We start from the raw sequence: 14180 nt of genomic DNA on the forward strand, positions 1-14180 counted from the left end.
CAACGGAGGATGAGTGCGGCCGGCGTCGCGCTGATGCTCGGCGGCGCGGGAATCCTGCTCGCGGCGAGTCCCGCGCAAGCAGCCGAAGTCTCGTACAAGACCGAGTGCGTACCCCCGGCCATCTCCGGCCTGCCGCCCGTACAGGGCACGACGAAGGTGCAGATCACGGCGCCCGCCGAGGCCAAGGTGGGCGACGAGGTGGAGGTGGTGTGGAAGACGGTCGAGGCCGCTTCCAAGAACCCCGACGTCCTCGACCTGGACAAGGACACGGTCAAGCCGACCGGCACGGTCAAGGTGGGCGGCGCGGTGACCGGCGACCTCAGGATGGAGGGGCCCCGGCAGAACCCGCCGATCCCCAAGAACAGCCCGATGGTGCTGCCCGACATGAAGGGCAAGCTGAAGCTGGAGAAGGCCGGCGAGATCACGCTGACGCCCGACGCGTACACCATCAACGTCAGCAAGCCGTTGTCCACGGACACCAAGTGCACGCCAAAGGAGGCGGTCAAGGCCGCCGCGACCATCAAGGTCACGGACGGCGCTGGCGGCACGTCGGGCGGTACGACGTCCGGTGGTACGACGTCGGGCGGCACGACGTCCGGCGGCACCACGACGGGTGGTACGACGTCCGGCGGCACCACGACGGGTGGTACGACCTCCGGCGGCACCACGTCCGGCGGTTCGGCCTCCGGTGGCGGCGGCGGGCAGTCCGACTTCCCCGGCAAGGAGGTGACCGTCGCCTTCGCCTGCAAGTCGCCGGGCCCGGCGGCCATCAACTCCAAGGTCACGGTCAACGCCAAGAAGAACGGCGGCGGCTACGACCTGGTCGTCAGGACGGCCAAGGGCGTCATGGACAGCCCGGCCGCCCTCCCGGCGGGCGCGCTCAAGCCCACGATGGACATCCTGCTGGGCGGAGCCGACAAGGGCGTCGTCCCGGTGACAGGGCCTCCCAACAAGGATCCGCTCGAACAGGGCAAGCCGGTGGACCTGCCCGACATGGCCGGTACGTACAAGCCGGGCGCCGGCGGCAAGACCACACTCAGCCCCGGCACGCTCACCATCGACGTGACCCTGGGCGGGCAGAAGATCACCATCCCCTGCACCGTCAAGGGCAAGGCGGAGGTCTCCCTGGAGCTCGACACCGTCGCCCAGCCGGGCGGCGCGTCCGGCGGCGGTTCGGCGTCCGGCGGTTCGGCGGGCGGCGCGGCGGGCGGCTCCGCGTCCGGCGGTGGTGCGTCCGGCGGCGGAGGCGGCACCGACTCCGGTGGCGGCCTCGCCGACACGGGTGCCGGCGACAACGGCGGCCTGCGCGCACTGGGCCTGGTCGCCGGCACGGTGATCCTGCTCGGCGGCGCGGTGTTCACGTTCACCCCGTGGCGCCGGCTGAGGCGCTGACCTGCGGCGTACGACGGCGAAGGGCCGCCGCACCGAATCCGGTGCGGCGGCCCTTCGTGCGCGTGGCGTACGGGTCAGTGCACGCCGCCCATGAGCGGCTGCACCTTCCTGCGGTACATGAAGATCGCGAACCCGCCGAGCATCGCGATGGCGCCCTGGCTGGCGAACCACCACTCGGTGTCGGTCGGCGCTCCGACCAGCTGGAGCAGGGCGATCACCGAGGACCCGGCGGTCACCGCGAGGAACCAGACACCCATCATCTGGGACGCGTACTTGGCCGGGGCCAGCTTCGTCGTCAGCGACAGGCCGACCGGGGAGAGGGTGAGCTCACCGACGGTCTGGATCAGGTAGACCGCGCACAGCCACAGCGGGGTGACCTTGACGCCGCTCGCGGACGCCGTCTGCGCCAGCATCATCACGAAGAACGAGGCGCCGATCATCACCAGGCCGAAGGCGAACTTGCTGAGCGTGCTCGGCTCCTTGGAGCGGCGGGAGAGCGCCACCCACAGCCAGGCGAAGACCGGGGCGAGTGCCATCACGTACAGCGGGTTCAGCGACTGGAACCAGCTCTCCGGGAAGGCGAAGCCGAGCATCGAGCTGGCGGTGTTGTCCTTGGCGAACAGGGTCAGCGTCGAGCCGGTCTGGTCGTAGATGCCCCAGAAGGCGGCGGCGGCCACGAAGAACCAGACGTACGCGGACACGCGGGAGCGCTCGACCGCGGTCAGGTCGGGGTCGCGCTTGATGCGGATGATGTAGTACGCGGGCAGGACCAGACCCAGGACGGTCAGCGGCCACAGGACCCAGTCGATGGTGAACTGGCCGCTGAGACCGACCAGGGTGTACGCGACGCCCGCGACGGCCAGCCAGATCAGGGCCTTGCGGATGACACCGGCGCGGTCCGCGTCCGACAGCGGGGCCGGTACGTGGCTGGACTCCGGCGCGAGGTTGCGGAAGCCGAGGAAGTAGAAGGCGAGGCCGATGGCCATGCCGACGCCGGCCATGGCGAAGCCGTAGTGCCAGTTCACCTTCTGGCCGACCCAGCCGATGGTCAGCGGGGCGACGAAGGCACCGAGATTGATGCCCATGTAGAAGATCGTGAAGCCACCGTCACGGCGCGGGTCGTTCTTGTCCCGGTACAGGTGGCCGACCATCGTCGAGATGTTGGCCTTCAGCAGACCGGAACCGGCGGCGATGAACGCCAGGCCGATGAAGAAGGACACCACGGTCGGCAGGGCGAGCAGGAAGTGGCCGATCATGATGATCGTGCCGGAGACCGCCACGGTCTTGCGGGCACCCCACACGCGGTCGCCGAACCAGCCGCCCGGCAGGGCGAGCAGGTAGACCATCGCGTTGTACACCGAGTAGATGGCGATGGCGGTGCCCGCGTCGAAGCCGAGACCGCCGTCGGCGACCGCGGCCGACAGGTAGAGCACGAGCAGGGCGCGCATGCCGTAATAGCTGTAGCGCTCCCACATCTCGGTCATGAACAGGTTGGCCAAGCCGCGGGGGTGGCCGAGGAAGGTCTTCTCGACGCCAGGAGTGCTGGCGGAGTCCTTCGTCAGGCTGGACGCCATGGTCGATCCTTGCTTGCTCGGGACGCGTCCGCCTCGTGAGCGGTACGCGCCCGGTGGGGGGCGGCCGGCACCGGCGCGGAACACTCCGCACCGGGATCCACACCCTCCGCGCGTACCGCGCGGAGGACCCGGCCCATAGGTCGTTCCCTGTCCGGGCCGGCGGTGCCAACCCCGCACAGAAAAGAGACCTTTGGCGTGTTGACAGGCCAAAGGACTCTGTGTCGTGCTAAAGCAGTCTCGCCACCATACGACACGAGACCGCCCCATATGGAAGGACTTGAGAGATGGATCACAGGTTGCGCCGGAACCAACAGGCGTAATTCGAAGGTCGATACCAGGATCGCATCCCAGAGCCGCAGGGCGGAACGATCACTCGCCGACCGGCCACGGCCTGTCGTACTCGCGGACTACCATCACTCCATGACCCGTGTACTGCTCGCCGAGGACGACGCATCCATCTCGGAGCCGCTGGCCCGCGCCCTGCGGCGGGAGGGGTACGAGGTCGAGGTGCGCGAGGACGGCCCGTCCGCGCTCGACGCCGGCCTCCAGGGCGGCGTCGACCTGGTCGTGCTCGACCTGGGCCTGCCCGGCATGGACGGCCTGGAGGTCGCCCGCCGGCTGCGCGCCGAGGGCCACGCCATCCCGATCCTGGTGCTGACGGCCCGCGCCGACGAGGTGGACACCGTGGTCGGTCTCGACGCCGGCGCCGACGACTACGTCACCAAGCCGTTCCGCCTCGCCGAGCTGCTCGCCCGCGTACGGGCCCTCCTGCGGCGCGGCGCCAGCGAGCCCGCCCCCGCGCCCGCCACCCACGGCGTACGGATCGACGTCGAGTCGCACCGCGCGTGGATGGGCGAGGAGGAACTCCAGCTCACGGCGAAGGAGTTCGACCTGCTGCGGGTCCTCGTCCGGGATGCCGGCCGGGTCGTCACCCGCGACCAGCTCATGCGCGAGGTCTGGGACACCACCTGGTGGTCGTCGACCAAGACGCTCGACATGCACATCTCCTGGCTCCGCAAGAAGCTGGGCGACGACGCCGCCAATCCGCGCTACATCGCCACCGTGCGGGGCGTCGGCTTCCGCTTCGAGAAGAGCTGACGTACACACACAGCCATGCGCCGCCGCCTGATCAACTCCACGCTCGCCGTGGTGCTCGTCGTCATCGCCGTCTTCGGCGTCTCCCTCGTCATCGTCGAGACGCGCACCATCAGCAACAGCGCCCAGGAGAGCGTCGAATCCGAGGCGCTGCGCCTGATCAGCGTCGTGGAGAGCCGCATCCTCGGCGACGAGGGCGTCAATCCCGGTGTGCTGGGCGACCAGATCCACCCGGAGCGGTACGCCCGCATCGAGATCCCGGGCCGCGCCCCCATCGAGATCGGCGAACGCCCCCGGGGCAGCGTCATCACGGGCGTCGAGCGGGGTGACTCCGGCGAGGTCGTCACCGTCCAGGAGTCCCGCTCCACCGTCACCGACGAAGTCGGCCGTACGCTCATGATCATCGGAGCGGTGGCGCTGCTCGCCGTCATCGCCGCCGTCCTGCTCGCCGTACGCCAGGCGAACCGGCTCGCCTCCCCGCTCACGGACCTCGCCGAGACCGCCGAGCGGCTCGGCTCGGGCGACCAGCGGCCCCGCCACAAGCGGTACGGCGTGCCGGAGCTCGACCGGGTCGCCGACGTGCTCGACTCCAGCGCCGAGCGCATCGGCCGGATGCTCACCGCCGAGCGCAGGCTCGCCGCCGACGCCTCCCACCAGCTCCGTACGCCGCTGACCGCCCTGTCCATGCGGCTGGAGGAGATCACCCTCACCGAGGACCTGGACACCGTGAAGGAGGAGGCGACGATCGCGCTGACGCAGGTCGAGCGGCTCACCGACGTCGTACAGCGCCTGCTCACCAATTCCCGCGACCCGCGCACGGGCTCCGCCGTCGTCTTCGACCTCGACGAGGTCGTCAAGCAGCAGATCGAGGAATGGCGCCCGGCCTACCGCAGCGCGGGCCGCGCCATCGTCCACTCGGGCAAGCACGGCATGCGGGCCGTCGGCACGCCGGGCGCGGTCGCCCAGGTGCTGGCCGCGCTGATCGAGAACTCCCTCATGCACGGTGGCGGTACGGTCGCCCTGCGTACCCGCGTCACCGGCAACCAGGCCGTCATCGAGGTGACCGACGAGGGCCCCGGCGTACCGGCGGAGCTCGGCGCGCGGATCTTCGAGCGGAGCATCAGCGGCCGCAACTCCACCGGCATCGGACTTGCCGTCGCGCGCGACCTCGCGGAGGCGGACGGCGGGCGCCTGGAAATGCTCCAGCAGCAGCCGCCGGTGTTCGCGCTGTTCCTGAGCCGGGTGACGCGCCCCAGGGAGGAAGAGCCGGCCGAGCCCACGGTCAGGTGAGGCGCCCGGCGCGGGGCACGCGGTCCGTCAGGTGACGCGGTCGCCCCGGGCGCCCTGGACGACCCGCGGGTCGTCCAGGAACGGCGCGGCCGCCTCCTCGGCCTCGCGCGGCAGCGGCAGCTTCTGGAACACCCACGTGCGGTACGACCAGAACCGGAACACCGTCGCGATGCCGATGCCGAGGAACTTGAAGGCGTTGGACTGGAGCGGGCTGTCCCAGCCGAAGCCGGACGTCGCCACGTACAGCACACCGCTCTGGATGACCAGTCCGAACGCGCTGAACAGCAGGAACAGCGTCAGCTCCCGGCTCCTGCGGTTCTTGTCGCGCTCGCGGTACGTGAAGTAGCGGAACCCCAGGTAGTTGAAACCGATCGCGACGACCGTGGCGATGATGCCGCCGGGGACCACGGGCACGTCCATGAAGTGGCACAGCAGGTTGAAGACCCCGAGGTCCACCAGGAGCCCCACGCCGCCGACGGCCCCGAACTTCGCGAACTCGCGCGCCAGCCGCTCCAGACGCCTGCGCATGGGGCCGCCGTCCCGTCCACTCATGGTGTTCGCCAGCCCCGTTCCGGTCGGTGTCGTCGACGTTCGGTCATGTCGTCAACCCAGCCATGCTAACCAGCGGCCTCCACGGATGCTTGTGGGCGCCATCGAGGAGTGGCGGCGACGGCGCGGACAGGGCGCCGCGGGCCTGCGGATACCCTGGAGGAGTGACGTTCCCCGTAGTCGGCATGGTCGGTGGCGGTCAGCTCGCCCGTATGACCCACGAGGCGGGCATCCCCCTCGGCATCAGATTCAAGCTCCTCAGTGACACCCCCCAGGACTCGGCGGCCCAGGTCGTCAGCGACGTCGTCATCGGCGACTACCGCGATCTGGACACCCTGCGCGCCTTCGCGCGCGGCTGCGACGTGATCACCTTCGATCACGAGCACGTCCCGACCGAGCACCTGCGGGCCCTGGAAGCGGACGGCATCCCCGTCCGGCCGGGGCCCGACGCACTGGTGCACGCCCAGGACAAGGGCGTGATGCGAGCGAAGCTCACGGACATCGGAGCGCCTTGCCCGCGCCACCGCATCGTGAGCGACCCGGCGGACGCGGCAGCGTTCGCCGCCGAGACCGGCGGCTTCCCGGTGATCCTCAAGACCGTGCGCGGCGGATACGACGGCAAAGGCGTCTGGTTCGTACGCGACGAGAAGGGCGCCGAGGAGCCCTTCAAGGCCGGCGTCCCGGTCCTCGCGGAGGAGAAGGTCGACTTCGTACGGGAACTGGCGGCGAACATCGTCCGCTCCCCGCACGGCCAGGCCGTCGCCTACCCCGTCGTCGAGTCGCGGCAGGTCGACGGCGTCTGCGACACCGTGATCGCCCCGGCTCCCGGCCTCTCCGAGGAGCTCGGCGGCCAGGCCCAGGCGCTGGCGCTGCGCATAGCGAAGGAGCTCGGGGTCGTCGGCCACCTCGCCGTCGAACTCTTCGAGACGACGGACGGCCGAATCCTGGTCAACGAGCTGGCGATGCGCCCGCACAACTCCGGCCACTGGACGCAGGACGGCGCGATCACGTCGCAGTTCGCGAACCACGTCCGCGCGGTCCTGGACCTGCCGCTCGGCGACCCGCGCCCGCGCGCGCAGTGGACGGTCATGGCGAACGTCCTCGGCGGCGACTATCCCGACATGTACCAGGCGTACCTGCACTGCATGGCGCGCGACCCGCAGCTCAAGATCCACATGTACGGCAAGGACGTGAAGCCCGGCCGCAAGGTCGGCCACGTCAACACCTATGGCGACGACCTCGACGACGCGCTGGAGCGCGCCCGTCACGCCGCCGGCTACCTGCGAGGAACGATCACCGAATGACGACCCCTGCTGCTTCCGCTCCCGTAGTCGGCATCGTGATGGGATCGGACTCCGACTGGCCCGTCATGGAGGCGGCGGCCAAGGCGCTGGACGAGTTCTCGATCCCGTACGAGGTCGACGTCGTCTCGGCGCACCGGATGCCGCGCGAGATGATCGCGTACGGCGAGGACGCGGACGGCCGCGGCCTCAAGGTGATCATCGCGGGCGCGGGCGGCGCGGCGCACCTGCCCGGCATGCTGGCGTCGGTGACGCCGCTGCCGGTGATCGGCGTACCGGTCCCGCTCAAGTACCTCGACGGCATGGACTCGCTCCTGTCGATCGTGCAGATGCCGGCCGGCGTGCCGGTCGCCACCGTGTCGGTCGCGGGCGCGCGCAACGCGGGACTCCTGGCGACCCGCATGCTTGCGGCGCACGACCCCGAACTCCTGGCCCGCATGAGGGAGTTCCAGCAGGAGCTGAACGACCAGGCCACGGAGAAGGGCAAGCGGCTGCGCGCCAAGGCGCAGGGCGCGGACGCGTTCGGCTTCGGCAAGTGACGCCCGTGGAGAACGACCGGCTGGTGCTCCGGGCGCGCGAGCTGCTCGCCGCGCACCCGGTGGTCGACGGCCACAACGACTTGCCGTGGGCGCTGCGCGAGCAGGTCCGGTACGACCTGGACCGGCGCGACATCGCCGCCGACCAGTCGGCCTGCCTCCACACCGACATCCCCGCCTGCGGGCGGGGGTGTGGGCGCGCAGTTCTGGTCCGTGTACGTACGTTCCGACCTCGCCGGGGACGAGGCGGTCAGCGCGACGCTGGAGCAGATCGACGTCGTCGGACAGCTGCTGGCGCGCTACCCGGGCGACTTGGCGCGGGCGACGACGGCGGACGGCATGGAGTCGGCTCGTGCCGAGGGGCGGATCGCCTCCCTGATGGGCGCCGAAGGCGGCCACTCCATCAACAACTCCCTTGCCACCCTGCGCGCGCTGCACACGCTGGGCGTCCGCTACATGACCCTCACGCACAACGACAACATCGCCTGGGCGGACTCGGCGACGGACGAGCCGGGGGTGGGCGGCCTGTCGCCGTTCGGCCACGAGGTGGTCCGCGAGATGAACCGCGTCGGCATGCTCGTGGACCTTTCCCACGTGGCGGCCACGACGATGCGGGACGCCCTGGCGGTCTCCGTGGCCCCGGTGATCTTCTCGCACTCGTCGGCGCGGGCGGTGTGCGACCACCCGCGCAACATCCCGGACGACGTGCTGGCACTCCTCCCCGCCAACGGCGGAGTCGCCATGGCGACCTTCGTGCCGAAGTTCGTGCTGCCGGAAGCGGTGGAGTGGACACGGCGGGCGGACGAGAACATGCGGGCGCACGGCCTCCACCACCTGGCGACAACGCCGGACGCGATGAAGATCCACCGCGCCTTCGAGGAAGCGAACCCGCGTCCGGTCGCGACGGTGGCCACGGTCGCCGACCACCTCGACCACATGCGCGAGGTCGCGGGCGTGGACCACGTCGGCATCGGCGGCGACTTCGACGGCACGGCGTTCACCCCGGCGGGCCTGGAGGACGTGGCCGGCTACCCGAACCTGATCGCGGAGCTGCTGCGGCGGGGCTGGTCGGAGCCGGACGTGGCCAAACTGACCTGGAACAACGCGGTACGGGCACTGCGCGACGCGGAGTCGGTCGCCGGGTCCCTCCGCCACCGCCCGCCGTCGAACGCGACACTGGCCGAACTGGACGGATAGGCGACCGGACCGCGAGCGGCCCGCCCTGGCAAGGGCCGCCCGCGCGGGCCGTAGCCCGAACGGACCATCCGCCGCGAACCCTCGCCGCTCCCATGGCACCGTGGCCGTACTGCGTCCATGAATTCGGAGTCCCGTCATGGCAGATTTGCAGGACGACCCGCACACCTCGTCCACCGCCGCCGTCGGCGAGCTCGACCGAATACCGCCGACGGCCGATCCGGAGCGCACCGAACCCGCGCGACCCGAGCACGTGCCCGAGGCAGCACCACCCGAGCCACCGGCGGAGCTCGACGGCCTCGTCTTCGACGACCTCGCGTACGGCGAACCCGAACCCGGAGCCGAACACGAAGCCGGAGCCGAACCCGAACCCGGAGCCGAACCCGAACCCGAACCCGCCGAGCCGTCCGCGCCCGAGGACAGCCTCGGCCGTGCCCGCGCGCTCCTCGTCGAGCATCCCGTCGCCGACGGGTTCAACCGGCTCGCCCAGATCCTCGGGCAGCGCCAGTGGCACGACCTCGAACTCGGCGAGAGCACGCTCGACACCGACATCCCCCGCCTGCGCACCGGCGGCGTGGGGGCCCAGTTCTGGTCCCTCCTCGTCCCGGCCGAGTACGCCGGCGACCGGGCCATCAGCGCCACGCTCGAACAGATCGACCTGATCAAGAAGGTCGTGGCGGCCTACCCCGAGGGCCTGCGCCTGGCCCTCACCGCCGGTGACATGGCCGACGCCCGCAACTGCGGACGCATCGCCTCCCTCCTCGGCCCCGTCTCGGGCCACGCCCTGGGCGACTCCCTCGGCACCCTCCGCGCCTACCACGCACTCGGTGTACGCAGCCTCGCGTTCGCCGGCACGCGCTGGGCGGGCGCCAAGGGGGAGGGGCTGACCCCCTTCGGCCACGAGGTCGTACGGGAGATGAACCGCCTCGGCGTGGTCATCGACCTCACCGGCGTCCCGGCCGAGACCGTGCGCGGTGTCCTGTCCGTGAGCCGCGCCCCGGTCCTCCTCTCCCACTCGGGCGCCCGCGCGCTCACCGACGCCCCGGCGAACGCCTCCGACGAGGTACTGCACGCCCTCACCCCCGACAAGGGCGTCTGCATGGTCGGCTTCGCGCCCGAACAGACCGTGAGCCGGGTGGCCGACCACCTCGATCACGTACGTGAGGTCGCGGGACGCGAGTGCGTGGGGCTCAGCGGGATGTACGGGGCCGACGCGGCCGACGTACCGCACGGGGACGACCTCCGGGACGTCTCGTGCTACCCGCATCTCATCGCGGAGCTGCTCGACCGCGGCTGGGACGAGGCGGACCTCGCCCTGCTGACGTGGGGCAACGCGGCACGAGTGGTACGGGACACCGAGTTCACGTCCCGCGCCGCCCGCCGCCGCCCCGCCCCCGTCGTCACCTGACGGCAGCGCCCGCTCAGCAGGCGCAGAGGCAGAACGGGTGCCCGGCCGGGTCGGCGTAGACCCGCCAGGACCGGTCGCGGTCGGCCGTGTCCAGCGGCTTCGCGCCGAGGCCGAGCACCCGTTCTTCCGCCGCGTCCAGGTCGTCGACGGTCAGGTCGAGATGGAACTGCTGCGAGCCCTCCGGCGCGGGCCACCGCGGCGGTACGAACCCGGGCGCCGCCTGGAACGCCAGCGGCGTCCCCTCGTACCCCGCGAGATTCACCCAGTCCGGGCCGTCCGCCTTGGGCTCACCTCCCAGCAGCCCGGCGTAGAAGCGCGCGAGGGCATCCGGGTCCGGACAGTCCAGTACGACGGTTCCCAGCTTGGCCACTGCTGTGCTGCTCATGCTGATGCCTCTCTCCTGGGCGTGCTGCCGTGGTGTTACCGGTTGAACCGCTAAACCGGTAACCGTTACTGCATGCTCCCAGCAAAGGAGGTAACCTCGCAACCATGAACGACAGGGCACCCGCACCCGGAGAGCTCGCCCTGGTGGAAGCCCTGGTGAACACGCTGGACGTGGAGAAGGGCGCCGATTCCCTCGACACGGAGGACGGCCGCACGGCCTTCGGCCTCGCCGAGGCCGACGTACCGGCGGCGCGTGAACTCCGCGAGGCCCTGCGCGCAGCGTGCCTGGCCCACGCGGGACACGACGTACCCACCGAGTCCCTCGACCGGCTGCTCGCGGCGGCTCCGCTGCTGGTCACCGTGGACGGCGCGGGCGCGGCCGCCCTGCGGCCCGCGGACCCCGAGGCACTGGTCTCCCGTGTCGCCGCCGCCATCGCCACGGCGACCGCAGACGGGACCTGGCTGCGGCTCAAGGCGTGCGAGGCGCAGGACTGCCTGTGGGCGTACTACGACCGCAGCCCGGCGGGCCGCAGCCGCTGGTGCACGATGGCGGTCTGCGGCAGCCGAGCCAAGATGCGCAAATACCGCGCGGGCCGCGCGCGCTCGTCCTGAAGGGCCCCCGCCCCGAGCGGGTGACCGAGCCCGATCTGCGCACGGGTACGCGAAGGGCGCCCCCGCCCCGGCCGTGATCGGCCGTACGCGAAGGGCGCCCCACCCGCGAGCCGCGTTACGCCTTCGGCCGGCCCATCGCCCGGTACGTCCAGCCCGCACCGCGCCACAGCTCCGGGTCCAGCGCGTTGCGTCCGTCCAGGATCAGCCGCTCGGCGGCCACCTCGCCCAGCACCTCCGGGTCCAGCTCCCGGAACTCGCGCCACTCCGTCAGGTGCAGCACCACGTCCGCGCCGCGCACCGCGTCGACGGCGGTCGGGGCGTAGCCGAGGGTCGGGAAGAGACGCTGGGCGTTCTCCATGCCCTTGGGGTCGTAGACCGTGACCTGGCCGCCCTGGAGATGGATCTGCCCGGCCACGTTGAGCGCCGGGGAGTCGCGTACGTCGTCCGAGTCCGGCTTGAACGTCGCGCCCAGCACCGCGACCCGCTTGCCCAGGAAGCCGCCGGCGCCGCCCACCGCCTCGCGCGCCAGCTCCACCATGTGCCCGCGCCGGCGCATGTTGATCGAGTCGACCTCGCGCAGGAAGGTGAGCGCCTGGTCGGCGCCCAGCTCACCGGCGCGCGCCATGAAGGCCCGGATGTCCTTCGGCAGGCAGCCGCCGCCGAAGCCGATGCCCGCCCGCAGGAACTTCTTGCCGATCCGCTCGTCGTACCCGATCGCCTCGGCCAGCTTCACCACGTCGCCGTCGGCCGCCTCGCACACCTCGGCCATGGCGTTGATGAAGGAGATCTTCGTCGCCAGGAACGAGTTCGCGGACGTCTTGACCAGTTCGGCGGTCGGGAAGTCGGTCACGACGAAGGGCGAGCCCTCCTCGATCGGACCGGCGTACACCTCGCGCAGCAGCTTCTCCGCGCGCTCGCTCTCCACACCCGCCACGATCCGGTCGGGGTGCAGCGTGTCCTGTACGGCGAACCCCTCGCGCAGGAACTCCGGGTTCCACGCCAGCTCCGCGTCCGCCCCCACCGGCGCCAGCTCCGCGAGCTTCGCCGCGAGCCGGGCGGCGCTGCCGACCGGGACGGTCGACTTGCCGACGACGAGGGCCGGGCGGGTGAGCTGGGGGGCGAGCGAGGCGAATGCGGACTCGACGTAACTCATGTCGCACGCGTACTCACCGTGCTTCTGCGGCGTGTTCACGCACACGAAGTGGATGTCGCCGAACGCGCCGACCTCCTCCCAGGAGGTCGTGAAGCGCAGCCGTCCGCTGGAGCCCTCGATGCCCGCCACGTGCTTGCGCAGCAGCTCCTCCAGTCCCGGTTCGTACATCGGGACCCTGCCCGCCGCCAGCATCTCGATCTTCTCCGGCACGACGTCCAGGCCGAGGACGTCGAACCCCAGCTCAGCCATGGCCGCGGCGTGGGTGGCGCCGAGGTACCCGGTGCCGATCACGGTGATCTTGAGGGCCATGTAGTGCTCCAGAGAGGGACGGGCAGACGTTCGCCGACCGAGCATAGTCGGGCGGGCCCACGGGAACCCGTCCCTGGATTCCCGCCTGTCGGCAAGCTCACGTATCCCTTCGGGCGGCGGGCCCACTAAAATTGGGTTACTTAACGGTAGTTAGCATCTTTGGGGAGTGAGACACCTTGGCAGGCTCGCCTGATTTCGACCTGTACCGCCCGTCCGAAGAGCACGACATGCTCCGTGACGCGGTCCGCTCGCTCGCCGAGGCGAAGATCGCGCCGTACGCCGCGGCGGTCGACGAGGAGGCCCGCTTCCCGCAGGAGGCCCTGGACGCCCTGGTCGCCAACGACCTCCAGGCCATCCACGTCCCCGAGGCCTACGGCGGCGCGGGCGCCGACGCCCTGGCCACCGTCATCGTCATCGAAGAGGTCGCCCGCGCCTGTGCCTCCTCCTCGCTGATCCCGGCGGTCAACAAGCTCGGCTCGCTCCCCGTCATCCTCTCGGGCAGCGAAGAGCTGAAGAAGAAGTACATGACGCCGCTCGCGAAGGGCGAGGGCATGTTCTCGTACTGCCTCTCCGAGCCGGACGCGGGTTCCGACGCGGCGGGCATGAAGACCAAGGCGGTCCGCGACGGCGACTACTGGGTCCTCAACGGCGTGAAGCGGTGGATCACCAACGCGGGCGTCAGCGAGTACTACACGGTGATGGCCGTCACCGACCCGACCAAGCGCTCGAAGGGCATCAGCGCCTTCGTCGTCGAGAAGTCGGACGAGGGCGTCTCCTTCGGCGCGCCGGAGAAGAAGCTCGGCATCAAGGGCTCGCCGACCCGCGAGGTCTACCTCGACAACGTCCGCATCCCCGCCGACCGCATGATCGGCGAGGAGGGCACCGGCTTCGCCACGGCGATGAAGACCCTGGACCACACCCGCATCACGATCGCGGCCCAGGCGCTCGGCATCGCCCAGGGAGCCCTCGACTACGCCAAGGGCTACGTCCAGGAGCGCAAGCAGTTCGGCAAGCCGATCGGCGACTTCCAGGGCGTCCAGTTCATGCTCGCCGACATGGCCATGAAGCTGGAGGCCGCCCGTCAGCTGACGTACGCGGCCGCCGCCAAGTCCGAGCGCCTCGACGCCGACCTGACGTTCTTCGGCGCCGCGGCCAAGTGCTACGCCTCCGACGCCGCCATGGAGATCACCACGGACGCGGTCCAGCTTCTCGGCGGCTACGGCTACACGCGCGACTACCCGGTCGAGCGCATGATGCGCGACGCGAAGATCACCCAGATCTACGAGGGCACGAATCAGGTCCAGCGGATCGTCATGGCCCGCAACCTGCCGTAGTGCGCGACGCGCAGGCGAGGGAACGCCCCTGCCGGGGATACGGCAGGGG

The 14180-nt window shown here is 70.9% G+C and carries 12 protein-coding genes and 1 pseudogene; 9 read left to right on the forward strand and 4 right to left on the reverse strand.

Going from position 1 to position 14180, the window contains the following annotated elements; all coding sequences use genetic code 11:
* Positions 1-9: 9 nt before the first annotated feature.
* Positions 10-1392: a hypothetical protein gene (locus tag AS594_RS20845; protein ID WP_069928479.1), complete on the forward strand. Its 1383-nt coding sequence runs from the start codon at positions 10-12 to the stop codon at positions 1390-1392.
* Positions 1393-1466: 74 nt separating this feature from the next.
* Here AS594_RS20845 and AS594_RS20850 read toward each other — a convergent pair whose 3' ends face one another.
* A complete protein-coding gene (locus tag AS594_RS20850) occupies positions 1467-2966 on the reverse strand; it encodes a peptide MFS transporter (RefSeq protein WP_069928480.1) in 1500 nt (499 codons plus the stop codon).
* 420 nt (positions 2967-3386) lie between these two features.
* Between AS594_RS20850 and AS594_RS20855 the strand changes: the two genes are divergently transcribed.
* Both AS594_RS20855 and AS594_RS20860 read left to right on the forward strand, forming a co-directional pair.
* The gene (locus AS594_RS20855; protein ID WP_069928481.1) at positions 3387-4064 is read left to right on the forward strand and encodes a response regulator transcription factor; all 678 of its coding nucleotides are present in this window, start codon (positions 3387-3389) and stop codon (positions 4062-4064) included.
* Positions 4065-4079: 15 nt separating this feature from the next.
* Positions 4080-5351 carry an ATP-binding protein gene (locus AS594_RS20860; protein WP_069928482.1) on the forward strand — a complete coding sequence of 424 codons (1272 nt, stop codon included), beginning with the start codon at positions 4080-4082 and terminating at the stop codon, positions 5349-5351.
* Between the two features lie 27 nt (positions 5352-5378).
* On the opposite strand, the gene AS594_RS20865 is transcribed toward AS594_RS20860, so the two are convergent.
* A complete protein-coding gene (locus AS594_RS20865; RefSeq protein ID WP_069928483.1) occupies positions 5379-5903 on the reverse strand; it encodes a GtrA family protein in 525 nt (174 codons plus the stop codon).
* A 182-nt stretch (positions 5904-6085) separates the two neighbouring features.
* On the opposite strand from AS594_RS20865, the gene AS594_RS20870 reads away from it, so the two are divergent.
* The 4 genes and pseudogenes from AS594_RS20870 to AS594_RS20885 all read left to right on the forward strand — a co-directional run bounded on the left by AS594_RS20870 (position 6086) and on the right by AS594_RS20885 (position 10339).
* The gene (locus AS594_RS20870) at positions 6086-7204 is read left to right on the forward strand and encodes a 5-(carboxyamino)imidazole ribonucleotide synthase (RefSeq protein WP_069935213.1); all 1119 of its coding nucleotides are present in this window, start codon (positions 6086-6088) and stop codon (positions 7202-7204) included.
* Entirely contained in the window at positions 7201-7740 is a 540-nt protein-coding gene (gene purE, locus AS594_RS20875) for a 5-(carboxyamino)imidazole ribonucleotide mutase (RefSeq protein WP_069928485.1), read from the forward strand. The genes AS594_RS20870 and purE overlap by 4 nt, the downstream gene beginning before the upstream one ends.
* 5 nt (positions 7741-7745) lie before the next feature.
* Positions 7746-8934, forward strand: a pseudogene (locus AS594_RS20880) (dipeptidase).
* 136 nt (positions 8935-9070) lie between these two features.
* A complete protein-coding gene (locus AS594_RS20885; RefSeq protein WP_079144489.1) occupies positions 9071-10339 on the forward strand; it encodes a dipeptidase in 1269 nt (422 codons plus the stop codon).
* A gap of 13 nt (positions 10340-10352) precedes the next feature.
* Here AS594_RS20885 and AS594_RS20890 read toward each other — a convergent pair whose 3' ends face one another.
* Positions 10353-10724, reverse strand: coding sequence for a VOC family protein (locus AS594_RS20890; protein ID WP_069928487.1), 372 nt, complete (start codon positions 10722-10724; stop codon positions 10353-10355).
* 104 nt (positions 10725-10828) lie between these two features.
* On the opposite strand from AS594_RS20890, the gene AS594_RS20895 reads away from it, so the two are divergent.
* The gene (locus AS594_RS20895) at positions 10829-11335 is read left to right on the forward strand and encodes a CGNR zinc finger domain-containing protein (RefSeq protein WP_069928488.1); all 507 of its coding nucleotides are present in this window, start codon (positions 10829-10831) and stop codon (positions 11333-11335) included.
* A 115-nt stretch (positions 11336-11450) separates the two neighbouring features.
* Here the strand turns inward: AS594_RS20895 and AS594_RS20900 are convergent, their stop codons facing one another.
* Entirely contained in the window at positions 11451-12797 is a 1347-nt protein-coding gene (locus AS594_RS20900; RefSeq protein ID WP_069928489.1) for a UDP-glucose dehydrogenase family protein, read from the reverse strand.
* 176 nt (positions 12798-12973) lie between these two features.
* Here AS594_RS20900 and AS594_RS20905 point away from each other — a divergent pair, with 176 nt between their 5' ends.
* Complete coding sequence (locus tag AS594_RS20905) at positions 12974-14131, forward strand: acyl-CoA dehydrogenase family protein (RefSeq protein ID WP_069928490.1); 1158 nt, start codon at positions 12974-12976, stop codon at positions 14129-14131.
* Positions 14132-14180 lie beyond the last annotated feature (49 nt).

The sequence above is a fragment of the Streptomyces agglomeratus genome, assembly GCF_001746415.1.
In the GTDB taxonomy this organism is placed as follows: Bacteria; Actinomycetota; Actinomycetes; order Streptomycetales; family Streptomycetaceae; genus Streptomyces; species Streptomyces agglomeratus.